Origin of the sequence: Nannocystis exedens (genome assembly GCF_002343915.1) — a bacterium.
Taxonomy (GTDB): domain Bacteria; phylum Myxococcota_A; class Polyangia; order Nannocystales; family Nannocystaceae; genus Nannocystis; species Nannocystis exedens.
Genome location: NZ_NETK01000001.1, coordinates 8,971,288 through 8,998,015, shown reverse-complemented (window position 1 = coordinate 8,998,015; position 26,728 = coordinate 8,971,288). Strand labels below are relative to the sequence as shown.

Genomic DNA, 26,728 nt, shown 5'->3' with positions numbered 1-26,728 from the left:
ACGAACATGACCGTTCGTACATTCCTAAAAAGACATGTCCGAAGAGTCATTCGAGACACGACACGAGCCGGTAGCCTGAGCTCGCTCCCTCGACCGGAGCGCCTGACCCGTGACACCAGCAACACGCGCGGCCAGCGCCCACTCGGTGATGCTCCAGTGAGCTTGACCCCGCCGCCGATCCGCTTGCACCTCCCTCGCGGCGACCTACCTTGCCGCGCCGTGCCCATCCATTATGTCGCCCTCGGGGACTCCGCAGGCGCGGGCTTCGGCGTGCCTGCCGGCGCGGGCTACGTCGATCGCGTGTTCACGCGGCTGCAGCGACGAGATCCGGCCGCGCAGCTGCGAAACCTCGCCCGCAACGGCGCGACCACCGAGACGCTGCTCGCCGACCAGGTCGCCGCCGCCCTCGCCGCGCGACCGACCGTCTGCTCGCTGTTCATCGGCGGCAACGACCTGTGGCGCGGCGTGACCCCCTCGCACTACGGCCGCAACCTCGAGGCGATCGCCGATCGCCTCGACCGCGCCCGCTGCCCCGTCGTGGTCGGCACGCTGCCCAACCTGGCCCATGCGCCCGCCGCGGCGCTCGCCGAGCGCTTCCTCGGGATCGCCCGCGCGCAGATCGAGGAGCGAATCGTCGCCTACAACGAGCGCGTCCGCCGGCTCGCGGTCGACCACAGCTACGCGCTGGTCGACCTGTTCGGCACGGCCCGCCTCGACGAGCACGCCGAGTACTTCGCCGCCGACGGCTTCCACCCCTCCGCCGCCGGCCATGCCGCGTGGTTCGAGACGATCTGGCCGGCCTTCGCCGCGTTGGATCCGGGGTGATCGCCAGATTCGGTTCCCCCCAGCGCCGAAAAAGTCCTGAGCGTCCACGCAGCGATTCGCGTGCCGGGTCGGCGCGTGCGTCGCGGTCGTTCGAGCGGCCCGGGCAGGGTAGCAACCCCCCTTGTCGCGTGCGGCAGAGCCCGCCGCGCCTGTTCGTGCTGCGGAGAGCAGCACGGCATGTCATCCTGTCCTGCTCTCATGTCCGCCGCCGACGATCCCGACGCAATTTGCCTCGCCCGGCAGATCCCGCTGTTCGGACACGAGGTGCCCCAATTCGACGCGTCGTTTTCGACGCTCGAGCGGATCGATCTGGCCGACGACGCGTGGGTCGACGTGGCGCGCGGATGGCTTTCGGGACATGCTCGATTGTTCGAGCTGCTTCTGCACGGCACACGCTGGCGCGCGGACGACCGGGTGATGTACGAGCGGCAGGTCGAGGTGCCGCGGCTGCACGGACGGCCGGCGGCGCGCGGGCCGGCGGCGGAGACGTTGCGGGCGGTCCGGTCGGCGCTCGACGCCCGCTACGCGACCGACTTTGAGCGGGTGACGCTCGCGCTGTACCGCGACGGCCGCGACAGCGTCGCGTTCCACGGCGACTACGTCGCACGGCGGATGCAGGAGGCCCTCGTCGCCACGGTCTCGGTCGGCGCGCCGCGGCGCTTCCTGCTGCGTCCGACCCGCGGCGGCGCATCGCTCGGGCTGACGCTCGGCTGGGGCGACTTGCTGGTGATGGGCGGCAGTTGCCAGCGCACGTATCAGCACGCGGTGCCGAAGGCCGCTCGCGCCGCCCCGCGAATCGCGATCATGTTCCGGCCGGTATGGCCCGACGACGGCAGCGACATGGCGCCTCGCGCGGACCGCTGAGCCGGGAGAAGGCGGCCGAGATCCGCCGGGCTCGCAGGCCGGCCCGACACCTCGTGCCCGGCCTTGTTCCCGGGGCTGCGCCCGTGCTACGTCCCGATGAGGACCGCCCGATGTCGCCCAAGCTCGTGGAATGTCAGGGCCAGGTGGTAAACGCGTTCATGGACAGCCTCGCCCCGGGGCTGTCCTGGCGGAAGGCGTTCATCCACGCTGAGTTCGGCGCCGAGGATGCGCTCGCCCAGAGCTTGACCGAGGCGTTCCTCGTCCTCGCGCGGCCCGATCCCGCGAGGCCCCACTCACTGCCGCTCGAGTCGGCCGTCATGCAGGCGCTCGAGCACCTGCATCGCGACTACCGCGCCGCCGGGCACGGGTTCCACCAGCTCGACCTGATCCTCGACGCCCCCGACGGCAGGTACCGCTTCGAGTTCAGCCACACCCCGTCCTTGCGCCTGTCCGGCCAGCGAGATCCCGACGCCCGTCCGCGCCTCGCTCGCCGCTACGCCGCGCTGCTCGCCGAGCTGGGCCTGCCGGCGCGGTGAAAGGCGCCGATTCGCAGGCCGAGCGGCTCGAGCGGGTTCGACGAGCCCGTCGCTGGCGTGCAGACGATCACGGGCGTTCCCACCTCGACCGCGGCAGAGCTCGCCACGATAACCTCGAGCCTGCCGGCGACGGTTCGCGCGCGCAGCGAGTCTCGTTGTGCCGCTGATCGCAGCTATCGCCCCACGTACGAGCGCTCGTGGCGATCGTCGAGGGTGAATTCGTCGCCCTCGCGCGAGTCGGCTCGCGCTCGCGGGCCGCTGCGCCCTCGACCTCCGATCGGGGACCCCGCGCTCGGGTCCTGGCCCGCTCTCGCTCGGTCGCGCTGATCCCCGCATGCATGGGTGCGGCGAGGCGACCGCTCTGCTGCGAACGTCGTTAAGCGGCCTCGATGTGTCGATTCGGCTCGTCCAGCGACGAGACCTATTTTTTAACCCATGTTTAAAATTGAGACAATCGAGGGGTTCTTTGGGTTCCAAAGGCCACATCTCAGGAAAAATTTTTAATTCGTTGTAAAAAATTCTTTTGCCTTCTACCGTGCAGCGATGGTCCGGTGACGCGTCGATCGATGAGGTCGTGCGCTGCTCCGTTCGCCCGCGACCCATGACCCGCACCCCGAGGAGGCCCTCGATGCTTCGATCGCAACGCACCGCATCACGCTGTTCCATCGCCCTCGCCACGCTCCTGCTCCCGGCGCTCGCGTGCGGCGACACCCCGCCCGCCGAGACCACCGGCACCGGCGAGGGCGCCACCACGGGCGACACCACCGGGGGCGTCGTCACCACGGACGAGGCCGTGCCGACCACCGGCGAGCCCACGAGCGGCGGCAGCAGCGGCGACGACAGCAGCAGCGACGGCGGCAGCAGCAGCGGCGGCGAGCCGGCGGGCTGCGACCCGTCGAGCCCCTATTACGTCGAGCCCTACTTCGACCCCACGCCGCCGGCGCCCGACGAGCTGCTGTGGAGCAGCCACGGCGGCTGGGCGCTGTGGGACTTCTGTCAGTGCAAGCCTGACGACACCGTGCTGCCCGAGGACCCGCGCGCCATGGTGCAGCCGGGCGTCAGCGACGGCCGGGCGGTCGCCTTCAACGCGTTCTGGAAGGACTGCCACGTCGATCCGGAGCTCGTGCAGGAGGTCGGCGCGGCCAGGACCTGCGGCGAGCTGCGCGAGCGCGCCAAGCGGGGCAGCGCCCTGCTCACGCCGAGCGCGATCGGCTCGGGGGCGCTGTTCTCGGGCACCGAGCCGCAGGACATCTCGGCCGGCTTCGGCATCGCCACCTTTCCGGCGACCCAGTACAACAAGCTCTGGCAGATCTGGGGCTTCCCGTCGCGGCCCGACAACTTCGACGAGTTGGTCTCGCAGCGCTACGGTGCGCCCTTCGGACCGACGCCGAACCCCTATCCCTTGCCCGGCGAGGATCCGAACCTCACGAACGGCGGCTCGGGCCGGCTCCCGCAGTTCTTCACCCACCTGCGCGAGCCCGACGGCACCTGGACCGGCAAGATCGGCATCACTTGCCAGGGCTGCCACTCCGGCAGCATCGGCACCCCGGAGGACGGCCCCGGGCTCGGGCTCATGCTCGGCAGCGGCAGCCCGCTCGCCGACCACAACCTCTTCCTCCGCGACATGCTCCCGCTCGGCTACCTCGCTTCGGCGGCGACGATCGCCAACCTCAACCGCACCCGCGGGGTGAACAACGCGAGCGACGTGAACCTCGCGTTCTTGTTCCCGGACGAGGAGTGGTACGACTTCCAGACCCTGTGGGGCGTGCTCACCTCCGGCTCGACCGCGGGCATGAACACGCCGTCGTGGTGGAACATGGGCCACCGGGCGCTGAAGTTCGTCGACGGGACGTTCCCGATGGACGCGCCGCGCGTCGACATGGTGTTCTACACCCCGTTCTTCGGCCTCTTCGGCGGCATCCTCGGCCAGCTCAGCGAGTCCGGTCAGGACTGGATGCGCCAGCACGGCCCCGACGCGAACGACTGGATCGTCACCCTCAAGGCGCCGAGGTACCCGTTTGCGATCGACGAGGGGCTGGCGGGCATCGGCGCCGTCTACTTCCACACGCTCGACCTGTGGGCGCCGGAGCGCGAAAACCCGATCAAAAACCCCAAGGCCGGCAACGGCTCGTGCTCGAGCTGCCACGGGGCCTACGCGCCGCGGTACTTCAACGACCCGGCGTGGCTCGCCCGGCCGGAGCTCGAGGGCGTGGCCAGCTACATCACGCCGCTCGCCGTCATCGGCACCGACCCCGTGCGGATGGAGACCAACAACGAGGCCGTGCAGGTGGCCGGCGCGAAGAATTTCTTCGGCTACCCCGAGACCGCGGGCACCGACCAGGACTGCGGCCCGCAGAACCGCGAGGACCTGCGCGGCGATCGCGAGCTCGGCTACCTCGCCCCGCCGCTCCACGGCGTGTGGGCCACCGCGCCGTACCTCCACAACGGCTCGGTGCCCAACGTCTGGGAGATCTTGAAGCCCTCGGAGCGCAAGAACATCTGGCTGCGCCTGTCGACGCCGCCGCGGCCCGACCAGGCCGGCGACGTGGTGATGGGCTACGACACCAGCCTCACCGCCTACGACGCGGAGAAGGTCGGCTGGTACTACCAGGAGATTCCGTGCCAGTCGAAGGGCCTGAACCAGCCCGACGTGTCGCCGTACATCGATTGCGTCCCCGGCAGCGACGACGACCCGCTGCTCCAATTGCTCCTCGGCACGCTGTACTCGAACTTCATCGGCGTGTGGAACATCCTCTACCCGCCGATCCTCACCGAGGAGCAGATGGAAGAGCGGAAGATCTACAACACGCACATGCACGGCCAGGGCAACGAGGGCCACGAGTTCACGTCGGTGCTGACCGACGACGAGCGGCGGGCGATCCTCGAGTACCTCAAGACGCTGTGAAGCCGCCCTCCTGCCCTCGTCCGCCAGGCCGGCCGCTGCGCTGCCGATCGCTCCCGGAGCGCCGCGTACTCGCCGATGCTCGATCGCTCGCGCATCGATCTCGGCCCGACCGCGGCGCCGCTCGTCGCCGGCGACCTCGGCCACTGCGCCCTGGCGCCCGCCGAATTGCGCGCTGGGCTCGCCGGCGCGGCGGTGCCCGAGGACTACCTGCAAGTCGCGCTCGCCCCGGACACGATCGGCGGATCGGGTTCCGGATCGGCGATCGGGCCTTCGCGCTCGGTCTCGACGATCGCCGGGTCGTCGCCCTCGCCGCCGACGACGTCGCGACCTACGTGCTCGCGCCCGACACGGTGCTCGCGCCCGATCGCCGCGCGCTGCTCGTCCGGCGCAGCGACGGATTCGCGGTCCTGGGCGCCGAAAACCGCGTCCTCGTCGAACGCGACGGCGAGTCCGACGCCGCGTGGAAGCTCCCGCGAGCTGCGTGGTCCCCCGACAGCCGCCACTCTCCGTCTGGCGTCACGACGTTCGGGCCGTGCACAAGGTATCGATGCGAGCTCCTCATCATGCCCGGCGCCGGACACAACCCCGAGCCCCGGCGCTATTATGATGACGACGTCCGGCGATACTTCGCCGACAAGCTCGGACCGCCGGGGTCGGCCGACGGCGCGGTCCCGCTGCTTGCCGAAGCCGACAGGAATCTACAGATCCGTGGGCGCGCCGGCCCCGTCGGCCCCCGCCATCAGCCCGTCTCCGGCAGGAAGCTGGGCATGCTGACCCCGCTCTCGTCGGGGTATTCGCCCCAGACCTCCTTCAAATGGGTCTCGACATTGCGCGCGCCCCAGGCATAGAGCTGCTCGACCATGCGGCGCTTGTCCATCGGCACCACGAGCAGCGCCGAGGTGCCGCGGAAACGATTCAGCTCGCGGCGGACGAGCGCGAGCGCGACCGCCTCGCTGCGCGCGACGCAAGGACCCAGCATCTGCAGCGCGGGGTGCTTCACCGAGATCATGAAGCCGTCGATGCCGCGCCGGTCGTTCTCGTAGACGCTCGCGTGGAGCGCGTCGCGCGGATCGAGGCACGCGTAGCGGTAATCGATCTCGCGGCGGATGCCGCTGAGCTCCATCTCGATCTCCCCCATGGCGGCGACGTCCTCCAGCCGGGCGTCGCGCACGTGTTCCTCGCCCGGCACGCCCGCGAGCGCTCCCTGGGCCGGCACGGCGACCACCATGTCGTGGTAGACGGCGCGGGGGATGAAGCCGGCTCGGTTGTAGAGCGAGAGGGAGTCCATGTTGATCGCGCTGCTCACGAGCCGGCACGAGCGGTAGCCCCTCTCCCTGGTGAAATCGAGGATGTGGCTGACGAGGCGGCGCCCGACGCCCTGGCCGCCGTAGTTGGGGTGCACGCTCATGATGCCGAGCGAGACATGGTGTTCGCGGGGGTGGTAGAAGCAGGCGCCCATCATCCGGCCGGTGCGGCCGTCGAAGGCCGCGACGCTGCAGCCCGGCGTGAGGTCGTTGTAGATGTCGTAGAAGACGCCGGCCTCCTGCGGGTGGCAGCCGAAATAGTCCCGACCCCAGCCGTGTCGCCAGTACCAGTGGTTGAAGGCCGAGTAGACCAGGTCGGCGTATTCGGCCCGGTCGGCGTCCTGCAAGGGGCGCAGGTGGATCTCCGTCGTCATGCTTCGTTCCTCGTCACGATGCGCGGGAAATGCCGCCGAGCACCGCCGCGGCGCTGTCGCAGCGGGCAATATGCCTCGAGGCCGCTACCCGAAGGAAGGTCGGAGAGGCCCTTGAACACACCTCGGAGGCGCGCATTTCGAGCCCGCATCGAGGCGCACGTCTCCGTTTGCAGAGGGGAATATGTAGAAACGAGAAAAGGAGAGGCTCTGTCCCTCTCCACTACCAGGTTATACCAGACACGGGGGCTTGCGACAAGCCCCGCGTCATGCCGCAGAGTCCTCGGCCATGACGAAGACGAAGCATGAGGTGATCGCTGGAGGAAGACCGACCTATGTGCTGGGTCTGCAGGAGGTCGATCGAACGCAGGCCGAGGTGGTCGGAGGAAAGGGCGCGAACCTGGGGGAGCTGTCCAGGCTCGCGGGGATTCGCGTGCCCGCCGGCTTTTGCGTGACGACCGAAGCGTTCCGGCGAATCATGGCAGAAGCGCCGTCGAGCGGCGGGTTGCTCGATCGGCTGTCGTCGCTCGCGGCGGAGGACCGGGACGGGCTCCGGGCGCTCAGCGGCGAGCTGCGCCGAATCATCGAAGCGACGGCGCTCCCTGAAGACCTGCAAGCGGCGCTCACCCGGGTTCTTTCCCGGCTCGGGGCGGACGATGCCTATGCCGTACGGTCCAGCGCGACGGCGGAGGATCTGCCGGGGGCATCCTTCGCCGGCCAGCAGGATACGTATCTGAACGTCCGCGGGACGCAGGCGATCCTGAGCCACGTCCGCCGCTGCTGGGCCTCGCTCTACACCGAGCGGGCGGTGGCCTACCGGATCGAGCACGGCTTCGATCACCGCAAGGTCCACATGGCGGTGGTGGTGCAGAAGATGGTCTTCCCGCAGGCGGCGGGGATCCTCTTCACGGCCGATCCGGTGACGTCGAATCGGAAGGTGACGTCGATCGAGGCCGTCTTCGGCCTGGGGGAGGCGCTGGTCGCCGGCCTGGCGCGCGCCGATCACTACCGGGTGCGGGACGGCCGGGTCATCGAAAGCGCGATCGCCACCAAGGCGCTGGCCACGTGCGCCCTGGCCCAGGGCGGTACCGAAGAACGGGCGATCGAGCCCGAACGGCAGCGCGGGCAGGTGTTGACGGACGCGCAGATCCTGCAGCTCGAGCGCCTGGGCCGGCAGATCGAGGCGCATTTCGGCCACCCCCAGGACATCGAATGGTGCCTGGTCGAGGACGAGTTCCACGTCGTCCAGAGCCGGCCGATCACGACCCTTTACCCCGTCCCCGAAGCGAGTGATCGAGGCAATCACGTCTACGTCTCCGTCGGTCATCAACAGATGATGACCGACCCGATGAAGCCCCTGGGGCTGTCCTTGTTTCGGTTGACCTCCGGCGGACACATGCACGCAGCGGGCGGCAGGTTGTTCGTCGATCCGACGAAGCAGCTCGCCTCGCCGGCCAGCCGCGACGCCCTCCTGGATGGCCTGGGCCGCTCCGATCCGCTGATCAAGGACGCCCTCGTCACCATCCTCGAGCGGGGAGACTTCATCCAGCCGTTGCCCGCGGAGCCGACGGCCTCGCGTCCCGGTCCAGGCACGCGAGGCATGGCGGGCCTCGACGCGCAGGTCGAGGACGATCCGGCGATCGTCGCGGAGCTGATCGAGCGCAGCCAGGCCGCGCTCGCGGAGCTGAAGCGCGACATCGTCACCAAGTCCGGGACGGCCTTGTTCGACTTCATCCTGGAGGACATCCAGCGATTGAGGGAGTCCGTGTTCGATCCACGGAACATGGGCGTGGTCGTCGCGGGCATGAACGCTTCAGCGTGGATCAACGAGAAGATGCTGGCGTGGCTGGGCGAGAAGAACGTCGCGGATACGCTCTCTCAATCCGTGCCGAACAACATCACGTCGGAGATGGGCCTGGAGCTGTTGCATGTCGCCGACGTGATCCGCCCCTATCCGCAGGTGGTCGCCTACTTGCAGCGGGTGAACCATGACGGCTTCCTGGATGCGCTGGTCGAGCTCGACGGCGGGCAGGAGGCGCGGGACGCCATTTTCGCCTACCTCGACAAATACGGCATGCGATGCCCCGGGGAGATCGACATCACGAGAGCCCGCTGGAGCGAGAAGCCGGCCGCCCTGGTCCCCTTGATCCTGGCCAACATCAAGAACTTCGAACCTCACGCCGGCGCGCGGAAGTTCGAGCAGGGGCGGCAGGAGGCCTCGCAACGAGCGCAAGCGTTGTTGGACCGGTTGAGGCGGCTGCCGGATGGGGAGCAGAAGGCCGGCGAGGCCCGGCGGATGATCGACCGGCTGCGCAACTTCATCGGTTATCGCGAGTATCCGAAGTACAGCATCGTCAACCGCTACTTCGTCTACAAGCAGGCCTTGCTGCGAGAAGCCGAGCGGCTCGTGCAGGCCGGCGTGATCCACGACGCCGAAGACATCTACTACCTCACCTTCGACGAGCTGCGCGAGGTCGTGCGCACGCATCGGCTGGACGACCAGCTCGTCCGCACACGGAAGGTCGAGCACGAGCGCGACAAGAAGCTGACGCCGCCGCGCGTCATCACGTCCGACGGGGAGATCGTGACGGGTGCGTACAAACGCGCCGATCTCCCCGCCGGGGCCATCGTCGGCCTGCCGGTCTCCTCCGGCGTCGTCGAGGGCCGAGCCCGCGTCGTCCTGGACATGGCCGAGGCCGATCTCGAGCCGGGGGACATCCTGGTCACCGCCTTCACCGACCCGAGCTGGACGCCCCTGTTCGTGTCCATCAAGGGCCTGGTGACCGAGGTGGGCGGCCTGATGACCCATGGCGCGGTGATCGCCCGGGAGTACGGCTTGCCGGCCGTCGTCGGCGTGGAACATGCGACCAGGCGGATCCGGGATGGGCAACGCATCCGCCTGCACGGGACGGACGGGTATGTCGAAATCCTGACATGAGGTTCACGGCGGCGCGCTCGAGCGTCGGGACTTCGCCGCCGACCTCTCGCGCGGCCAAACCGCGGAGGTCGGCGTCGACCCCGGCCGTTGCTGCGCGCCGCGAGGACCCCTCACCCGTGGACCTTCAGCCGCCTCGCGCGCGCGATGCACTCTGGAGCGCCCCCATCCGAGGAGAGACCCATGCGTGAATTCAACTCACTCGTATATGCCCTCGCGCTCGCTGCGTGCGGTGGCGGCAGCGACGACGACGACGACAGCAACAACGGTCAGGTCAGCGACGAGCTCGCGGGCTACTGCCTCGCCACCTTCACGGCGGACCACGAGCTCCTCAACCCTCTCGGCGACGTCGCGCTCCGCGTCGAGACGGGGCAGCGCTACCTGCTCACCGGTCTCCCGGACTCGCCGGCCATCGTGTACCAGCACAGGGACGGCGCGTTCGACCTCGAACTCGACGTGGGCACCGCGCCCATCGACGCGCCGTGCCTCGCCGACGGCGCGGCGCTGACCTCGGAGTACGTGGCCTTCGCCCAGCTCGACGTGTACTCGGACCAGGCCCTGCAGAACCGGGTATGCACGATCGAGAAGTTCATGGCCGGCGGCCCGGTCGGCTACGGCTACGTCGCAAACAACGTCTACGAGGTCCTCCTGGACGGCGGGTTCTGCGACGGCCTCGAGACGGGCTTCGTGCCGGCGACGACGGTCATGGTCGGCGACATGGGCCACGTCGGCGTGCCCATCCTGCAGCTCTTCCAGCTCCAGGAGTGAGCCCGGGCTCGCCAGATGGAGGTCGTGCTCGACGACGAGACCGTCGTGCCGATCGCCCGCATGACCGCGCCCACGAAGGTCGAGTGACCGCCGACGAACGTCCACGAACGCAGTCGTCGATGCGGCGCGCGATAACGATGGTGCCGGCGCCGAACGGCCGCGTCGGTGTCTGCACGCGAGCGTGACGGGATCCGCGGCCCGCCGCACTACCGCCGCATGTCGACGATTGGGACCACGGAGCCGTGGCCGGAGAACCTCGACGCCTGGCTGAAGGCGACCACGCAGTCGATCGCGCGCTCGCGCGCGACCCTGACGCTCGCGTGTGTCGTCGGCATCCTCGTCATCATCGCCACCTTCAACCTCTATTTCACCTGGCTGCGGGACATCCTCGACCGCTCGTTCGATCTCCACGACCCCCGTCAGCGGGCGATGTTCGACAACGCGATGCGGGTGCGCTTCTTTGACACCGCGGTGATGAACGTCCCCTTCCTCGGCGTTCGGGTCTTCAGCGGCGACATCAACCTCGTCGGCGCCATCGCGGTCAACGTGATGATCGCGTGGATGGCGAACGCCTTCCGCAAGTCCAATCATTCGCTGGGGCGCTTGCTCCAACGCGCCGGGTTCCACTACCAGGACGGCAGGCCGAAGATCGGGGCCGGCCGCGACCTCTCGGCCCCGTCGACGTACTTGTTTCACGTCCTCTCGTCCGAGTACCTCTTCATCAACGCGCAGACGGACGACGTCGCCAGCCGCCTGATGAGCTCGAGCGCGTCGTCCCGCCGGTCGGGGTTTCAGGTCGAGAAGCTCCTGATCTGGATCCCCGCCTTCTCGCTCATGTTCGCGTTCGCGGCCGACCTGATCTCGATGTTCTTCAAGAGCGTGCTCGTCCCCACCACCACACAGTCCGTCCGCGACGCCACCAGCGACCAGCTCTGGCTGGTCCGCATCGTCGCCATCCCGCTCCTGGGCCTGATCTACGCGACCATCAAGACGTCGCAGACCGCCGCCTATCAGCGGGACAGCCAGGAACTGTTCGATCACCTGAGCGAGGCCGTCGAGCCGCACTGGCAAGCCGAGGTGCGCAGGGCGAGCTGCGCATCCGACCCTCCGCCGGGGCCGCCGGCCCACGCAGCCTGAAGTTCCACGGGCCGCCGGGCGCTCGCCAGCGAACTCCCGCGCCGCGGCGGCCATCTCGCCGGCGGCGAGATCCAGGGCGGCGAGGTCCTCACCTCGCCGTCGATGGGGTTTCGGATCGAACCCTCGGCGATGCACGGCTCCGCGGACGCCAGCGCGGCGCCTCGGACGGGCCGCGCGCGCAGGCGTCGCTCGGGCTTCGCCGAGGGACGCACCCGAGGTCAGTGGGTCGAGGAGTAGTTCGTGCGGTAGTGAATCAGGCGGAGCTCGCTCGCCGAGGCCGTCGGGACCAGGGCGACGACGTCGTCTTCGCTGGAGCGGCCGTCGATGGCGGTCGCGGCGACGCCGCCCTCGTCGCGGGTGCCGACGCGACGGAGTGCGCCGGCCGGATCGACGTGGAACGAGATCATCGTAAGGGCGCCGGTGGAGAGGCGCGCGGCGACGACCGCGTCCTTCAGATCGACGCGCGCGGACGACAGCCCTGCGAGGTAGGTGCCGTCGACGCTGGCGACGCTGTCGACCTGCTCGACCCGCCCGATCTGGCCGGTGCTGCTGATCTCCCACGATTGCACGCGCAGGGTCCCGCCGGTGGTCACCGACGAGACGACGATGAAGTCGCGCCCGCCGCTGCCGGTGACGGTGACGTCGACGTCCTGGACGGTGAAGGCGGTGTCGAACTCGCGCTCGAGCACGAGCTCCGTGTCGACCAGATCGACCGGGGTCCCGGTCGACCCGATCTGCCAGCTGCGCAGCCGCACGAGGTCGTCGTTGCCGCGCTCGACCGTCACCACGCCCTTGAAGACGGTCGGCTCGCCGGACAGGCGCCCGCTGGTGATGGCGGCGACGTCGAGATCCTTGATGACATCGGGCGACTCGTCGCTGTTCGGCTGGCGGGTCAGGCTGATCGTCTCGCCGACCACGCTCGTCGCGTAATTGATCACCGAGATCTTGCCCTGGCTGTTCTTGATCGCGGCGACGACCCCGTCGTGGACCGGCGAGCGGGTCAGCTTGACGAGCGACATCCCGGGGGTGGTCTCGGTGCGCGTGGTGCCCCGCACGACGTCGCCGTCGGTCTGGACGAAGTACGGGACGAGGGTCAGCCGGGTGTCCTGGTCGCGGATCGCCGCGACCGCGTGCCGGCCGCTGCCGATCCGCGCGAGGTCCAGCTCGGTGGCGGAGAACGATTCGTCGCCGACGCCGAGGTCGAAGGCGTCGTTGGTGTCGATGTTGAAGCCGACGACCTCGAGCTTGCCCGCCGCGTTGCGGAACGCCGCGACGCCGCCGCCCGGGGTCAGGGCGAGCGCCGGCCGGGTGCCCTCCTCGATGTCGAGGCTGTCCATGCGCGGGCCCTGCGGATCGCCCCACATCAAATACTTGGTGCCGTCGAACAGCGGCGACGCGGCGTCGAGCGGGTCCCAGCCGGCGGCGCTGGAGGACACCGTGCCGGTGTAATCCTGCGACCAGGCCTCCGCGAATTCATAGACGACGTCCTTGCTGCACATCGCGCCCTGGCCGTCCTCCTGGTACTCGCTGATGCTGAAGTGCACGTGCGGCTCGTCGGTGCCGCCGCTGTTGCCGAAGCGGCCGATGAGGTCGCCGGCGAGCACCGTCGGGAACGGGATACCCTTCAGGTCGAGGCGCAGATCGAGGCGAACGCCGGCCCAGAGGTCGTCCGGATCGGGGATCGCACACGCCCGGAACGAAGCGGGCACCGTGACCGGAGGGAGCGGGTCGGTGGCGGGAAGCGGGCAGAGGTGCTCCGGGATGGTGTCCGCGCCGAGGTGCGCGATGTAGAAGAGGTGATCGTCGAAGGTGCGGATGATGAGAAAGTTGCCGCCGCTGGCACAATCCCCGCCGGGGAGGCCGACACACTCGGGCGGGGCGGTGCCGTCGAGGCTCTCCTCGGGGATCCGCCGCTCGCAGGCGATGACCTCGCCGTCGACCGGCGAGTAGAACGGCATCCGCCAGCCGACGTAATCGTCGTACTCGCCGAGCGGATCGATCTCCGGCAGGGTCTTCGAGCGCGTCCACTTGCCGGCGGTCGCGTCGTAGCGGATCGGGTGCATGTCGACGGCGCACTCGTCGCCCGGACAATTGTAACCGACGTGCCCCCCGGTCCGCAGAAACGCGCCCTGCGGGAGCGAGTCGCCGCGCCACGGAGCCTTCAATACGTAGGCGTCGGCGGAGAACGGTGCGCCGGCGACCAGCGCGAGCGCGAGGGCCCCGAAGGCTCGCGGGGACGCGCGATGCGGGGCGACGATGCATGGATGGAGGAGAGCCGCAGGACGCGGCGAGCGAATCGCAGTCATGGCCCCGGTAGTGACGGGGCGGTCCGCGAGGTTCACGGCGAAATCGAGGGACCCGGGGGCCCGCGGGTCGGCGTTCGCCGGCTACGAGGCGCCGCGACTCCGCCGCCGGCGCTCGCGCAGCCGCATGCCCGCGGCGGCGACGATCACCAGCGCGAGGGCGATCGGCGGCTCCGGGACGGGCACGCTCGCCGAGTACCAGCCGGTCCCGCGGTGAACGGCCGCATCGCTCGGCGCCACGTCCGCCGTGACGAGCAGGTTGATGAGCGCGAGGCGCACCATGGCGACGAGCCTACTACGCCGCGCCTCGGCCCGCGAGGCCGCCGGCCTGGCGTGCGCCCGACGCCGTGCGCGACGGACGGCGCGAGGGCGACCCGTCGCGGCGCCCTGCGGCGGCCCGGTCGACCGTGGCTCCCCGGCCGTGCCGGGGCCGCGCGCGTCGAGGGACGCCCGTGGACTCAGGCGAGCGGCGCGCCCGCGGCGATCTGGTAGAGTCCGCCGATGACCGATCCTTATCGTTTGTTCTTGAGCACGATCCTCCTCGCGCTCGGCTCCGCCTGCGCCGTGGAGGGCGAGGCCTGCATGGCAGTCGACCCGTCCGTCGAGGTGTGCCCGGCCCCCGAGGACGTCGACCGCGACAAGCTGCGGGGCGGCTGCGGCTCGAAGGTCCGGCGGATCCTCGGCGAGGGCGAGCGCGTCGAAAACATCTCCGAGGTGGCCGAGGAGGAGAAGGATTGGGTCCCGGGCTGCTGCTATCCGGTCAAGGAGACCAAGCCCGACTGCGTCTACGGGCGCCCGGTGCGGGTCGAGGGCGAGCCGGTGCTGGCGGCCACGGCGGCGGACGATCGCTGGGCCGCGGCGCTGGCGGTGACGGGGTCGGCGCTGCCGCCCGCGGTGCGCGAGGAGCTGGTGGTGCGGTGGACACGGGCCGCGCTCGACGAGCACGCCTCGGTCGCGGCGTTCAGCCGGGTCGCGCTCGACCTGATGCGCCACGGCGCGCCGCCCGAGCTGATCGAGCAGGCCCACGCCGCGGCGCTCGACGAGGTGAGGCACGCGCGCCACGGCTTCGCCATCGCTTCGGCGATCGGCGGGCGACCGATCGGCCCCGGCGCCTTCCCGCTCGGGCCGAGCGTGCCGCTGGCCCCGGACCTCGCGGCGGTCGCGGTCGAGGCGGCGCTCGACGGTTGCATCGGCGAGACGGTGGCGTCGCTGCTGGCGTGGGAGGCGGCGGCGGTGTGCGAGGAGCCGGCGATCCGCGAGGTCCTGCGCGGGATCGCGGAGGACGAGCAGCGCCACGCGCTCCTCGGCTGGCGCACCGTCGCCTGGGCGATCCGGCACGGGGGGCTGCCGTGCGCACGGCCGTGGCCGAGGTGTTCGCGGCGGCCGCTCGCGAGGGCGTGGCGGTGCCGCTGCCGGGTACGCTCGACGACGCGACGGTGCTCGCGCGGGTGGGGCTGCTCGACCGCGCGACGTCGCAGCGGCACGCGGCCCGCACGCTCCATCAGGTGATCCTGCCGGCGGCGCGAGACCTGCTCGCTTACGGCGCCGCGCAGCCCCGCGCCGACCAGGCGGACGCGGCGGCGCTGCACTCGGCGTAGGTGTTTCAAGGGACATGTCGCCCAGGACATGTCCTCGGAGGCGAGCCTGGCGGGCTCGCTCGCCCGCGGGACGGCGCGGCCCCGCCGCGCGGCTTGCTCCTCGCATATGTTTTCATGGACATGTCGGATAGGACATGTCCTCTCTCCCATCGTCACTGGGCCGCCGGCCCTGCGACGAACGGGTCGCCCGCCCCTGCTCTCCTTCGAGCTGCGGCGCGGTCGTCACGTACCGCGGCCGCTCGGTCGCCGCGCGCGAGGTCCTCGAACCTGGCTCGGGGCGCGCAGCGCCGTCGGTCCATGGGTCAATGACCCATCGGGCATGTCTTTTTCGACATGGTTTCAAAGTCATGTCCTTCAAAACATGCGTCCCTCTCCCGCGCGCCCGTCACGGCGCGACCGCTCCCACGGCTACGAAGGTCGCCGCCGCGGTCTCCTGCAGCGCCGCCGCCCGCTCGGGGTCCGGCGGCGTGCGAGCCAGCAGCGCCCGCGCGAGCAGCGCCTGCGCCTCGGCGAGCCACAGCGGCGCCAGCAGGTCGGGCCGATCGCCGGCGCCCGCGAGCCCGGAGACGGCGCGCCCGAGCGCCTCCGCGGCCTCGTCGGGGCGGTTCAGCAGCAGCAGCGCCCGGCCGCGGAGCAGCTCGAGCTCGGCCACGGCGCGGGCGATCCACGCCGCCTCGCGCAGGCCGTCGGTCCACGTCCGCGCCCGCGCCACCTCGACCAGCGCGGCCTCGGGGCGGCCGGTGTGGACCGCGACGAATGCCCGCGCCCTGGCCTGCTGATGCGCCTCCTGCCCGGCCGCGTCGGCCTCCGGCGCGCACGCCGGCACTCGCTCGGCGCTGGCGAGCGCCGCGGCCCGGTCGCCGCGGTACATCTGCAGATAAGCCAGGTGCTGGAAGCAGGTCCCGCAGGTCGTCGACGCGCCGCCGGCCACCGCCAGGAACTCCGGGCACGCCTCGGTCAGCGTGGCGACGGCCTGGCCCAGCTCCGGCTCGAAGCGGGCGTACATCGCCCGCTGGTCGAGCGCGACCGGGTGGCGCGGCCCGAGGCGGGCGGCCAGCAGCTCGTTGGCGCGGGTCAGGGCGGCGTGGCGCTCCTCGCCCCCGGCGGTCACCATCACGACGTTGAACATCGCGTTGGTCAGCTCGATAAAGTCGGCGTGCGGCGCCGCCAGCAGCTCCTCGACCGCGCGCCGTATCGACGCCGCCGCGCCCTCGCGGTCGCGCGCCAGCAGTTGCACCACGCCGATGTTGTTGCTCGCCAGCCCCCGGGCGGCGTGCGGCTCGGGGGCGCGCGCGGCCATGGCGAGGGCCAGCGGCGCCAGGCGCAGCGCCTCCGCGGTGCGGCCGCTCTGGACCCCGTCGACGTAGAGCAGGCGGGCGATCGCCTCGGCGGCCAGGTCGTCGCGCCGCGCCTCGACCGCCCGCGTCAGCGCCTCGACCAGCGCCGGCCGGGCCGCGTCCCAGCGCGAACGGGCGAACAGGACCCGGACCTGGGCCAGCAGCGCCTCGGCGAGCAGCGGCTCGAAGCCCACGGCGCGAGCCCGCCGGACAGCCTGGTCGGCCCGGGTCAGCGCCCCGTCGAGGTCGCCCGCGTCGAGGCGCACGCGAGCCTCGATGAGCTCCGCGCCGAGCGCCGCGACCGGGCCCGCCAGGGAGGGGTCGTCGGGCACCTGCGCCTCGCCGAGCACCACCGCCGGCTGAGCGCAGGCGGGGATCGGCGGCAGGCGGGCCACGAGCTGGGCGGCGTCGATCCCGGGCTCGCCCGTCAACAGGCGCGCCGCCGCGGCCAGCGTCTCGCGCCGGCGGTCGAGGCAGCCCATGCGCGCGTCGAGCAGCGCGCTCGACTGCTCGCCGCGGCGATGATCGAGGCAGGCCTCGCGGTGCCCGTCCAGCCACGCGCCGGCGTAGGCGTCGAGGCCCGCGAGCACCCGCGTCGAGACGTCGGACCCCGCCCCGGCCAGCGCGGCGCCGACGGCCGCGCGGCGCTCCGGGTTCCACGTCCCCGCCAGCGCCTCGGGGCCGCCGCTGCACGGCTCGGGGCCGCTCGTCAGCGCCGCGACGAGGCCCGCCAGCAAACCGGCCCCGCCCAGCCCAGCCAGCCAGCGCCGCCGCCGTTGCCCGCGGTCGACCGCCAGCGCGGCGAGCAGCGCCTGCATGTTCGGGTAGCGGCGCTCGGGGTCGTGGGCCAGCCCGCGCGCGAGGATCCGCGTCAGCTCGCCGGGCACGCCGGCGCCGCGAGCCGGCCGCAACTGCCCCGCCTGCATCGCCGCAGTGATCGCCGCCGGGCTGTCGCCCGCGAACGGGCGCTGGCCGTGCAGCGCCTCCCACAGCGCCACGCAAAAGCTGAATTGATCGCTGCGCGCGTCGGCCGTGCCGCCGCGGTGCTGCTCGGGCGACATGTACGCCGGCGTCCCGAGCAGCGCCCCGGTCATGGTCAGCGATCGTGACAGCGTCCCGCGATCGGGCTCGCTCGCGGCCGGACCCTCCGGCTCGTCGTGCTGGCGCACCAGGCCGAAGTCGGCCACCCGCGCCCGCCCGTCGGCGCCGACCAGCACGTTGTCGGGCTTGAAGTCGCGGTGCACGAAGCCGGCCTCGTGCGCCGCCGCCAGCCCGCGCCCGGCGTCGAGGAACACCCGCAGCACCTCCGCCGGGCTCCGCGGCTGCGCCAGCCAGGTCCGCAGGTCGACGCCGCGGACCAGCTCCATGGCGATGAAGATCCGACCGTCGATCGCCCCGGTGTCGTGGATCTGCACCACGTTGGGGTGCGACAGCCGGGCCAGCGCGTGAGCCTCGCGCAGCAGGCGGCCGGGGCTGGCGGCGTGGCCTTCGGCGCGCAGCAGCTTGAGCGCGACCTTGCGATCGAGATCGGGATCGTAGGCCGTGTACACCACCCCCATGCCGCCGGCGCCGAGCTGCCCCAGCACGTGATAGCGGCCGAGCCGCGCCGGCAGCGAGCCCGCGGCGGCGCTGCGCCCGGGCGCCGGGTCGGCCGTCACCTCGTCGCTGTTCGACGCCGGCGAGCCGGTCGCCGAAACGACGCTGTCGTCGCCGCTCATGCGCGCATCACAAAGGCTTCCACGTCACCCACTCGTGCGCCATGTTCGCCCAGTCGACGTTGCTGCAGAGGGGGATGCCGGGGCACTCGGCCTCGACATCTGCAAGATTCCCCTTGCGCGGCGTCGTGAGGCAGATCGCGCCGTCCTGGTTCCACACCGCCTCGATACCTTCGATCTCGTTAGGGTCATTCGGGTCCGTCTTGGGCAGGACGGTCCCGGCGGTGTTCGCCCAGAGGACGCTCGTGTTCTGCTCCGTGAAGCTGAAGCCGCCGCCGCAGTAATCGGCGGTGATCATCTTCAGCGTCGCGTCCTGCTGGTCCTGCGTGGCCGGGGCGCCGGTCTGGGCGAAGTTCACGTTCTGCTCGTAGCCGAGGGCCTTGGCCTTGAAGGCCGCTTGGTCTTTGCAGGCGAAGGTCACCCAGTCGGAATCGAACTGGACGCGCTTGAGGACCCGGTCGTAGGTCGCGCCGGCGATGATCGTCAGAACCGGATTCGTCGGTTCGTCCCAGTACGTCGGGCACACGTTCTTGGTGGTGACGATGCCGCTGTTGTCGACGAACGCGATCGCGTAGGTGTTGAAGGGCCGACCGCTGTTGTCCAACGCCGGTTCGGCGGCGTTGTACGCGACGATCTGGCCGAAAACCGGATCGCCGTCCTTCTCGAGCACGAGAAACCAGTCGATGAGATCGGCGCCGTGGTAGAGGATGGCATCGTTCTCGTCGAGGACGACCAGCTCGTCGCGACCGGCGATCACCAGCGGGTGGAGGACCTGGGTAACCGGGTCGCGCAGGCCGACCAGGCTCACCCCGGCGGAGTTCGGTTGGCCGGACAGCGACAGCTCCGGGAACGGCGCGTCGTCGATCTGCGGCGAGTTGGAGCCGCACGTCTCGCAGGTGGTGCGGAACTCCAGCTCGTCGCCCTCGGGCTCGGGCGCGCAGGCGGGGGTCACGGCGGACAGGGCGGCGAAGAGGGGCAGGAAGCGGGCGACAGGAGATGTCATGACCGTGGTAACTCCAAGCAGGTTAAGCGGCGGTCAGTGTGCCCGACCGCGGGGCTGTGTGAGCGCTCCCTCAGCAACGGGCGTGCCGTGAATTTTCCCAACAATCGCGGGGCCTGGGCGCGAAATCACAAAGATTTTCTCGGCTTGCCCCGGTGCCGCCGCATGGGACACCATCGACCCGCCCCATGGGCCCGCGCAAGTTCGAAAAGACGCCGTTCGAGCAGCGCTCCGCCGAGGAGACCGCGTCCACCGAACGCTCCGCGCGGATCTGCGCGGCTCCGCGGACCGCCCGGCTCGTCCTCGTCCACCCGCGCGGCCTCGGCGAGCCGCAGGCGCTCGGTGAGGCCCCCGTGGTGCTCGGCCGCCAGCGCGACGCCGGCCAGCTCGTCGCGGCCCACAAGACCGTGTCGCGCCGGCACGCCACGTTCTGCTGGGACCCCGCGGCCGGCTGCCACACCGTCGCCGACCTCGGCAGCCGCAACGGCACCTGGGTCGACGGCCGCTCCGTCCACGCCCTCCCGGTCTACCTCGAGGACCAGGCCGTGCTGCGCTTCGGCGACGTGCTGGCGGTGTACGAGCGGCGCGACACCGACCTGCGCGACGCCCCCCAGGTCTCGACCGACGCCGTCCCGGGCGACTCGCTGGCGGCCCGCAAGCTGCGGCTGGCGATCGGCCGCGCCGGGCCCGACCTCGCGCCCGCGCTGATCCTCGGCGAGACTGGCGTCGGCAAGGAGCGGATCGCCGGCGAGCTGCACCGCCTCAGCGGCCGCCGCGGTCCGCTGGTCGCCGTCAACTGCGCCGCCCTCAGCCCGCAGCTCGTCGAGAGCCAGCTGTTCGGCCACACCCGCGGCGCCTTTACCGGCGCGACCACCGAGCAACCCGGCATGTTCCGCGCCGCCGCCGGCGGCACCCTCTTCCTCGACGAGCTCGGCGAGCTGCCCCTCGACCTCCAGCCCAAGCTGCTCCGCGCCGTCGAGCTCGGCGAGGTCGTGGCCGTCGGCAGCACCCAGAGCCACCGCGTCGACGTGCGCCTGATCGCCGCCACCAACCGCTCGCTGGTCGACGACGTCGAGCAGGGCAAGTTCCGCCGCGACCTGTACGCCCGCCTCGCGCTGTGGGAGATCCACGCGCCGCCGCTGCGGGCCCGCCGGGCCGACCTGCTCGCGTGGGTCGATCGCCTGCACCGCGCCTGGCACGCCCCGCGCAGCCGCGGCGAGCCGCCGCCGATCGAGCTCCCGGTCGCCCTCGCCGAGGCCCTGCTGCTGCAGCCGTGGCCCGACAACCTGCGCGGCCTGCAGCGGTTCGTGCACGCCTACGGCGCCGCCGACGGCGACGTCGACCCCGAGGCCTGGCCCGCGCGTCTCCTGTCCTTCGGGGCAGGTCCCCCGGCCGCCGCCCCGCGCCCGCCGCGGTCGCGCCCGCCGCTCCGGCCGGCGACACCCCGCCGGCCCGCACCGTCCCGCGAGCCCCGCGTCCGCGCCCGAGCCGCGAGGCGCTGCTCGCCACCCTCGAGGCCAACGGCTGGAGCATCCGCGCGACCGCGAAGCACTACGAGTGCGAGCGCAAGCAGATCACCCGCTGGCTCGGGATGTACGCGATCGCCGTGCCCGGACGCGACGCCGAGGAGTAGGCCGAACGGCCGCGGGGACCGCCTGACCGATGGGACAGGCCCTCCGCGGCTGGGGCGATATCGGCGCCCTCAATCATGGCAATCGTCGGACGCCGCGATCGCGTCGACCAGGCGTTCGGCGGCCGAGAATTGCAGCACATGCACCGTATCGGGCCCGAGCACCGGCACGAAGCACCGTGACGAGTCGTCGCCCGTCAGGTGGCGATACAGCGTCTCGCTCTCGCCGAGCTGCACGTAGATGTCTTCCTCGTAGGCGATCGCGCGCAGGCGGGTGCCCTTCTCGAACAGACCGGCGGCCGCCGACGGGCGCGCGGTGAACGGCCCGGTCCCGTTGAGCTGGTGGATCGCGCGCAGCGGCTCGCCCAGCGCGTTGAAGCCGCCCGCTTCGATCTGCGCCGGCGTCAGCGCGCCGGGGACGACGTTGTCGTTGCGATCCGTGAAATAAAACGCCGGCCACAGCGCGACCGGGATCTCGAACAGCTCGCCGAGGCCGGGCTCGTCGACGGCGAACGCCTCGATCAGCCCCGAGAGGTCGCCGCTGTCGCCGAGCAGCCACGGCACCTCCGCCGGCAGGTCGGACGCGACGAGGATCGCGTCGCGGATCCCGTAGCGCTCGCGCAGGCTCGTGCAGTCGTCCACGAGCCGCTGTTGCAGCATTTGTACGAGCGTACCGCCCATGCTGTGGCCGAGGATCGTCCGCGGACGGATCCCGCGCGCGTTCAGGCGGTCGAGCACTCGCTCGAGCGCGGTGACGTAGTCGAACAGATCGAGCTCGCCGAACAGCGCCCCCTCCGGGGTCCCGCTGTTGCCGCGCACCGGCATGTCGGCCGCCAGCACGCAGGCCCCCTCGCCGAGCGCCTCGGCGTACGGGCGCCACGACGCCGCCGCGAACACGCCGCCGTGGACGGCGAACTGGCACGACTTCGACGCGCTCGCCGCGTCGAGCTCGCCGTACAGATTGACGAACAGGTCGACCGTCACGCCCGGTCGCAGCTCGATGTCCGTGAGCATGAAGCCGGGCGTACCGTCCTCGCCGACGTCGAGCACGAGCCCCGAATGGCCCTTGCGCGCCTCGACGTCGGGCTCTTCGAGCGCCTCCGAGCAACCGTTGTGCGCGATCAGCAGCGCTGCGAAGCACCAACTGGATTTGACGAGCCTCATCGTCTGCCATGATACCCGAGCGCGGCGCCGTCGCGCTGCGTCGGCGCCCCGCGCAATCTACGCGGGATCCTGCATGCGATCGCCCCCGATTCTCCGGGGACCCGACGAACGCGTCGGCCCGGGGCCCCCGGGCTTCGTCACGCGCTCGCGTTCGGCGGACGATCGCCCCGAGTCACCGCTTCCGCGGCAATGCATGCATCCGCGCCCTTCGACTGCAGCCACCCATGCACGCCGCACGAAACCCCGACGTGCGCCGCCGCGACCGCCGGCGACGCGGGCGACCGCGGCGAGAACCCGATCGAGCGGTCGAGCGGTCTGCGCAATCACACGACCACGACCTCTCCTCGACGCCCCGCGCGAGCAGGACTCGAGGTCCGACGATTGCGACGACTCCCCCGTGAAGCCCCGCCGGCGCCGCCGCGCAGCCGGTCGCCTGCGCCCACGGCCCCGTCCGCCCCACCGTCGCGCTCGGTGCGACCCGTCAGATCGGCCAGCCGCCGTGCTACCTGGGGTGCATGAGCGAAAAACCGACGACCCCGCACCCCGGTGTCCCCTCGCAGCTGTTCGTGGAGGCCTATCAGGGCACCCCGCCGTGGGACGTGGGCGCGCCTCAGGCCGCCTTCGTCGCCCTGGCCGACGCCGGGCTCATCCGCGGCGACGTGCTCGACGTCGGCTGCGGGCCCGGCGACAACGCCCTGTTCTGCGCCGAGCGCGGGCACGCCGTCTGGGGCGTCGACCTCGTGCCCGAGGCCATCGCGCGCGCCCAGGCCAAGGCGCAGGCGCGCGGGCTCGACGTCCGCTTCCTCGTCCACGACGCGCTGAACCTCGCCGCGCTGGGCCGGCGATTCGACACCCTGCTCGACTCGGGCCTGTTCCACGTGTTCGGCGACCGCGACCGCGTGCTCTACGTGCGCTCGCTGGCCGACGCGATCCACCCCGGCGGCCGCTTGCACATCCTCTGCTTCAGCGACGAGGAGACCGGCGACCAGGGCCCGCGGCGGATCACCCAGGCCGAGCTGCGCGAGGCCTTCCGGGACGGCTGGACCGTCCGGGAGATCCGGCCGGCCCGCTTCGCCAGCCACATCCATCCCGGCGGCGCGCGGGCCTGGTGCGCCACGATCGAGCGCACCGGCGCGTGACGGCGCGAATGCGGCGCGCGGGCGGTCGCAGTGGGGTCGCGCGGACACAGGCCATTGTCCGCCCGTCGATCGCGGCCCGGCGCCCTCGCGCTCGGCGGCGCCGACGCGGGAATGCGGGCCGTCGACCCGGCGCGAACTCGGTTTCATGCGCGGACGCGGCGACCGGCCCCGACGGCCGCCTGGGGGATTCTCGTGGCCGAACGCGTGCCCGGCCCGCGAGTCGCGGAAAACCGCACGCTGCCCGCAATGCGGCTGCGGTGATTCACGCTGGTCGTCCGCGCCGCGGGGTGTATGGTCCCGTCGCATGCAAGCCCGCTCGCTCGCCGTCACGCTCTGTACCCTCGCGCTCGGCCTCGCCTCGACCACCGCGCAGGCCTCCAACTACCCGCCGGACTACGACGTCTGCGGCCTCACCGAGACCCTCTACGCGGGGCCCTTCAAGGTGATCCGCGACTTCGTCGACCCGTGGGACGAGCACTACAAGCTCACCATCGTCTACGACGGCTACCTGCGCGACGAGTACGCCGACGACCAGATCAACTTCTATGTCTCGCTCAACGGCAACGACGAGCTCCTCGAGGCCCTGCCGGGCGCCTACGACGACGCCTACGTGCTGCTCGACTCCGGCCCGCGCGCCTGTCACTGGTGCGGCAACGGCTGGAACCCGCCCGGCTCCTGCGAGGGCGTCACCTTCGACCCCTACCAGAGCGGCAAGTGGGTGTGCAGCCAGCCGAGCGCCGTCGAGGAGCACCTGTTCTTCTGGGCCTTCGACGACTTCGGCAACCTCAACGCCTGGGACATCGAGCTCGCGGCCGAGGCCGGCGGCGAGTGGGACAGCGACTACGGCAACAACTACGCCGTGCGCTTCGAGCCGCGCGGGTGCTGGTGATCGGGCGGCTCGCGCGGCGCGGCGGCAATGACGTGACGCGCCGGTCGCCCCGACTGTGGTGATTGCCGCGAGCGAGAGGGCAACGACGCTCGCCAGTCCGACCGCTCGCCCGGCCCCTCATCGGGGACCGGTGGCAGACTCCCGCCCGCAGGCGGCGCCGACGCGCGTGACTGGCGGCGTCGACGCCGGCTCGCCGACGTCTGCAGGCCGATCTCGCCGGGCTCCTGCGCCGGTGCTCTCTTCGCCTGTCCCCAAGGCCATGTACTTCGCGAGGCGGGCGCAGCGCCGGCGTGCGCGGATGATCTCTCCCGAAGCTCCGATCGCGTCGAGCAGGCGCCGGCGGCCGCCCCGTGCCGATTACACCTGAAGGGCGTCGGTACGACAGGGTGCGACGCTCCGAGGAGAGACACCGCGATGATTCGCACCATCGGGCGAATCGTGGGAGTTCTCGCCCCGCGTCTCACCCCCACAAGGTCGGGTAGCCCCGTCGACCGCGCCTCTGTCATCCTCCGCCTGCCGATGACAGCCACCACGGACGCCGATCTGCTCCTCTTCAACGGACGAATCACGACCATGGACCCGCGGGCGCCGGAGGCCTCGGCGGCGGCGATCCGCGACGGGCGATTCGTCGCCGTCGGCGACGACGCCGACGTCCTGGCGCGCGCCGGCGCGAGCGCGCGGAAGATCGACCTGCGCGGCCGGCGGGCGATCCCCGGCCTCATCGATTCGCACCTGCACCTGATCCGCGGCGGCCTGACCTACAACAGCGAATTGCGGTGGGACGGCGTCGCCTCGCTGGCCGAGGCGCTGCGGCGGCTGCGGGCGCAGGCCCAGATCACTCCGCCGCCGCAGTGGGTCCGCGTCGTCGGTGGTTGGTCGGAGTTCCAGTTCGCCGAGCGGCGCATGCCGACCCTCGACGAGCTCAACGCCGCCGCGCCCGACACCCCGGTGTTCGTGCTCCACCTCTATTCGCAGGCGCTGCTCAACCGCGCCGCGCTGCGGGCCGTCGGCTACACGCGCGACACGCCGGATCCGCCCGGCGGCGTCATCCAGCGCGACCGCCACGGCGAGCCCACCGGCCTTCTGGTCGCCAAGCCGAACGCCTGGATCCTCTACGCCACCCTCGCCAAGGGCCCGCGGCTCTCGCCCGACGAGCAGCGCAACAGCACCCGTCACTTCATGCGCGAGCTCAACCGGCTCGGCATCACCGGGGCGATCGACGCCGGCGGCGGCTTCCAGCAGTACCCCGAGCATTACCAGATCATCGAGGAGCTCGCGGCCGCCAAACAGTTGACCGTGCGGCTGGCCTACAACCTGTTCACCCAGCGCCCCGGCCAGGAGCTCGACGACTTCCGCCAGTGGTCGCAGACCGTCAGCCCCGGCCGCGGCGACGAGTTCTACCGCCTCAACGGCGCCGGCGAGATGCTCGTCTACTCGGCCGCCGACTTCGAGGACTTCCTCGAGCCGCGGCCCGACCTGCCGCCGCAGATGGAGGCGCAGCTCGAGGCCGTCGTCGAGCACCTGGTCGCGCACCGCTGGCCGTTCCGCCTGCACGCCACCTACGACGAGTCGATCACCCGCATGCTCGACGTGTTCGAGGCCGTGAACAGGAGGGTCCCGTTCGCCGGCCTGCGGTGGTTCTTCGACCACGCCGAGACCGTCTCGGCGCGCAACATCGACCGGATCGCCGGGCTCGGCGGCGGCATCGCCATCCAGCACCGCATGGCCTACCAGGGCGAGCACTTCCTCCACCGCTACGGCCCCGAGGCCGCCGGCGACGCCCCGCCCGTGCGACGCATGCTGGCCGCCGGGATCCCCGTCGGCGGCGGCACCGATGCCACCCGCGTCGCCAGCTACAACCCGTGGGTCGGCCTCGGCTGGCTCGTCTCCGGCCGCAGCGTCGGCGGCACCGAGCTGCTCGGCCCCGGCGCCCGCCTGTCGCGCGAGCAGGCGCTGCGCCTCTACACCGCCGGCAACGGGTGGTTCTCCGGCGAGGACGGCCAGCGCGGCCTCGTCGCCGAGGGCCGCCTCGGCGACCTCGCGGTGCTGTCGGACGACTACTTCGCGGTGCCGGAGGCGGAGATCCGCGACCTCACCTCGGTGCTCACGGTGGTCGGCGGCGACGTCGTCCACGCCAGCGGCGACTTCGGCGGCCTCGCCCCGCCTCCGCTCCCGTTCAGCCCCGAATGGGCCCCGCCCGCGCGGTACGGCGGCTACGACCCCGGCGTAGTCGCCCGCGCCCTGCGCCACCGCGCCCACCACCCTCACCACCACGTCGGCCTCGCCTGCCCCTGCGCGGTGTTCTAGC

Annotated in this window: 18 protein-coding genes and 1 pseudogene; 12 read left to right on the top strand and 7 right to left on the bottom strand. The window is 71.6% G+C overall.

Annotated features, from left to right (window positions below; all coding sequences use genetic code 11):
• Nucleotides 1-219: 219 nt before the first annotated feature.
• From NAEX_RS35255 to roxB, 4 genes are all read left to right on the top strand, one after another.
• On the top strand, nt 220-825 hold the full coding sequence (locus NAEX_RS35255; RefSeq protein WP_170136268.1) for an SGNH/GDSL hydrolase family protein: 606 nt from the start codon (nt 220-222) through the stop codon (nt 823-825).
• Nucleotides 826-1,023: 198 nt separating this feature from the next.
• On the top strand, nt 1,024-1,689 hold the full coding sequence (locus NAEX_RS35250; RefSeq protein ID WP_096331865.1) for an alpha-ketoglutarate-dependent dioxygenase AlkB: 666 nt from the start codon (nt 1,024-1,026) through the stop codon (nt 1,687-1,689).
• A 110-nt stretch (nt 1,690-1,799) separates the two neighbouring features.
• Nucleotides 1,800-2,225, top strand: coding sequence for a hypothetical protein (locus tag NAEX_RS35245; RefSeq protein ID WP_096331864.1), 426 nt, complete (start codon nt 1,800-1,802; stop codon nt 2,223-2,225).
• A gap of 628 nt (nt 2,226-2,853) precedes the next feature.
• The gene (gene roxB / locus NAEX_RS35240; RefSeq protein ID WP_096331863.1) at nt 2,854-5,130 is read left to right on the top strand and encodes a rubber dioxygenase RoxB; all 2,277 of its coding nucleotides are present in this window, start codon (nt 2,854-2,856) and stop codon (nt 5,128-5,130) included.
• A gap of 203 nt (nt 5,131-5,333) precedes the next feature.
• Here roxB and NAEX_RS35235 read toward each other — a convergent pair whose 3' ends face one another.
• Together NAEX_RS35235 and NAEX_RS35230 are read right to left on the bottom strand one after the other, a co-directional pair.
• Nucleotides 5,334-5,711: a hypothetical protein gene (locus NAEX_RS35235; protein ID WP_143141248.1), complete on the bottom strand. Its 378-nt coding sequence runs from the start codon at nt 5,709-5,711 to the stop codon at nt 5,334-5,336.
• A gap of 158 nt (nt 5,712-5,869) precedes the next feature.
• Nucleotides 5,870-6,808 (bottom strand): GNAT family N-acetyltransferase, encoded by a 939-nt coding sequence (locus NAEX_RS35230; RefSeq protein WP_096331861.1) that lies wholly within the window; start codon nt 6,806-6,808, stop codon nt 5,870-5,872.
• Between the two features lie 286 nt (nt 6,809-7,094).
• Between NAEX_RS35230 and rph the strand changes: the two genes are divergently transcribed.
• The 3 genes from rph to NAEX_RS35215 all read left to right on the top strand — a co-directional run bounded on the left by rph (nt 7,095) and on the right by NAEX_RS35215 (nt 11,645).
• The gene (gene rph, locus NAEX_RS35225; RefSeq protein ID WP_096331860.1) at nt 7,095-9,743 is read left to right on the top strand and encodes a rifamycin-inactivating phosphotransferase; all 2,649 of its coding nucleotides are present in this window, start codon (nt 7,095-7,097) and stop codon (nt 9,741-9,743) included.
• Between the two features lie 180 nt (nt 9,744-9,923).
• Nucleotides 9,924-10,508 (top strand): hypothetical protein, encoded by a 585-nt coding sequence (locus tag NAEX_RS35220; protein ID WP_096331859.1) that lies wholly within the window; start codon nt 9,924-9,926, stop codon nt 10,506-10,508.
• A 216-nt stretch (nt 10,509-10,724) separates the two neighbouring features.
• Nucleotides 10,725-11,645, top strand: a complete 921-nt coding sequence (locus NAEX_RS35215; RefSeq protein WP_096331858.1) for a hypothetical protein — start codon at nt 10,725-10,727, stop codon at nt 11,643-11,645.
• 218 nt (nt 11,646-11,863) lie between these two features.
• On the opposite strand, the gene NAEX_RS35210 is transcribed toward NAEX_RS35215, so the two are convergent.
• A complete protein-coding gene (locus NAEX_RS35210; RefSeq protein WP_143141249.1) occupies nt 11,864-13,951 on the bottom strand; it encodes a M23 family metallopeptidase in 2,088 nt (695 codons plus the stop codon).
• Between the two features lie 81 nt (nt 13,952-14,032).
• Nucleotides 14,033-14,230: a hypothetical protein gene (locus NAEX_RS35205; RefSeq protein WP_096331856.1), complete on the bottom strand. Its 198-nt coding sequence runs from the start codon at nt 14,228-14,230 to the stop codon at nt 14,033-14,035.
• Nucleotides 14,231-14,449: 219 nt separating this feature from the next.
• Here NAEX_RS35205 and NAEX_RS35200 point away from each other — a divergent pair, with 219 nt between their 5' ends.
• Entirely contained in the window at nt 14,450-15,457 is a 1,008-nt protein-coding gene (locus NAEX_RS35200; protein WP_143825689.1) for a ferritin-like domain-containing protein, read from the top strand.
• Nucleotides 15,458-15,931: 474 nt separating this feature from the next.
• Here the strand turns inward: NAEX_RS35200 and NAEX_RS35195 are convergent, their stop codons facing one another.
• Nucleotides 15,932-18,601, bottom strand: a complete 2,670-nt coding sequence (locus NAEX_RS35195) for a serine/threonine-protein kinase (protein WP_096331854.1) — start codon at nt 18,599-18,601, stop codon at nt 15,932-15,934.
• A 7-nt stretch (nt 18,602-18,608) separates the two neighbouring features.
• Nucleotides 18,609-19,601 (bottom strand): ADYC domain-containing protein, encoded by a 993-nt coding sequence (locus NAEX_RS35190; protein WP_143141251.1) that lies wholly within the window; start codon nt 19,599-19,601, stop codon nt 18,609-18,611.
• 185 nt (nt 19,602-19,786) lie between these two features.
• On the opposite strand from NAEX_RS35190, the pseudogene NAEX_RS53305 reads away from it, so the two are divergent.
• Nucleotides 19,787-20,728, top strand: a pseudogene (locus NAEX_RS53305) (sigma 54-interacting transcriptional regulator); the annotation flags it as partial.
• Nucleotides 20,729-21,300: 572 nt separating this feature from the next.
• Here NAEX_RS53305 and NAEX_RS53300 read toward each other — a convergent pair.
• Nucleotides 21,301-22,392 carry an alpha/beta fold hydrolase gene (locus NAEX_RS53300; RefSeq protein WP_096331851.1) on the bottom strand — a complete coding sequence of 364 codons (1,092 nt, stop codon included), beginning with the start codon at nt 22,390-22,392 and terminating at the stop codon, nt 21,301-21,303.
• Nucleotides 22,393-22,907: 515 nt separating this feature from the next.
• On the opposite strand from NAEX_RS53300, the gene NAEX_RS35175 reads away from it, so the two are divergent.
• The 3 genes from NAEX_RS35175 (at nt 22,908) to NAEX_RS35165 (ending at nt 26,727) form a co-directional block, all read left to right on the top strand.
• Nucleotides 22,908-23,531: a class I SAM-dependent methyltransferase gene (locus tag NAEX_RS35175; RefSeq protein ID WP_096331850.1), complete on the top strand. Its 624-nt coding sequence runs from the start codon at nt 22,908-22,910 to the stop codon at nt 23,529-23,531.
• A 304-nt stretch (nt 23,532-23,835) separates the two neighbouring features.
• A complete protein-coding gene (locus tag NAEX_RS35170) occupies nt 23,836-24,420 on the top strand; it encodes a hypothetical protein (RefSeq protein WP_096331849.1) in 585 nt (194 codons plus the stop codon).
• 519 nt (nt 24,421-24,939) lie between these two features.
• Nucleotides 24,940-26,727, top strand: a complete 1,788-nt coding sequence (locus NAEX_RS35165) for an amidohydrolase (RefSeq protein WP_096331848.1) — start codon at nt 24,940-24,942, stop codon at nt 26,725-26,727.
• Nucleotide 26,728 lies beyond the last annotated feature (1 nt).

Bases quoted from the DNA above. Each gene is read 5' to 3' on its own strand.
- NAEX_RS35250 (WP_096331865.1), top strand. From the start codon at position 1,024: ATGTCCGCCGCCGACGATCCCGACGCAATTTGCCTCGCCCGGCAGATC.
- NAEX_RS35245 (WP_096331864.1), top strand. From the start codon at position 1,800: ATGTCGCCCAAGCTCGTGGAATGTCAGGGCCAGGTGGTAAACGCGTTC.
- roxB (WP_096331863.1), top strand. From the start codon at position 2,854: ATGCTTCGATCGCAACGCACCGCATCACGCTGTTCCATCGCCCTCGCC.
- NAEX_RS35230 (WP_096331861.1), bottom strand. From the start codon at position 6,808: ATGACGACGGAGATCCACCTGCGCCCCTTGCAGGACGCCGACCGGGCC.
- rph (WP_096331860.1), top strand. From the start codon at position 7,095: ATGACGAAGACGAAGCATGAGGTGATCGCTGGAGGAAGACCGACCTAT.
- NAEX_RS35220 (WP_096331859.1), top strand. From the start codon at position 9,924: ATGCGTGAATTCAACTCACTCGTATATGCCCTCGCGCTCGCTGCGTGC.
- NAEX_RS35215 (WP_096331858.1), top strand. From the start codon at position 10,725: ATGTCGACGATTGGGACCACGGAGCCGTGGCCGGAGAACCTCGACGCC.
- NAEX_RS35210 (WP_143141249.1), bottom strand. From the start codon at position 13,951: ATGACTGCGATTCGCTCGCCGCGTCCTGCGGCTCTCCTCCATCCATGC.
- NAEX_RS35205 (WP_096331856.1), bottom strand. From the start codon at position 14,230: ATGGTGCGCCTCGCGCTCATCAACCTGCTCGTCACGGCGGACGTGGCG.
- NAEX_RS35200 (WP_143825689.1), top strand. From the start codon at position 14,450: ATGACCGATCCTTATCGTTTGTTCTTGAGCACGATCCTCCTCGCGCTC.
- NAEX_RS35195 (WP_096331854.1), bottom strand. From the start codon at position 18,601: ATGAGCGGCGACGACAGCGTCGTTTCGGCGACCGGCTCGCCGGCGTCG.
- NAEX_RS35190 (WP_143141251.1), bottom strand. From the start codon at position 19,601: ATGACATCTCCTGTCGCCCGCTTCCTGCCCCTCTTCGCCGCCCTGTCC.
- NAEX_RS53300 (WP_096331851.1), bottom strand. From the start codon at position 22,392: ATGAGGCTCGTCAAATCCAGTTGGTGCTTCGCAGCGCTGCTGATCGCG.
- NAEX_RS35175 (WP_096331850.1), top strand. From the start codon at position 22,908: ATGAGCGAAAAACCGACGACCCCGCACCCCGGTGTCCCCTCGCAGCTG.
- NAEX_RS35170 (WP_096331849.1), top strand. From the start codon at position 23,836: ATGCAAGCCCGCTCGCTCGCCGTCACGCTCTGTACCCTCGCGCTCGGC.
- NAEX_RS35165 (WP_096331848.1), top strand. From the start codon at position 24,940: ATGACAGCCACCACGGACGCCGATCTGCTCCTCTTCAACGGACGAATC.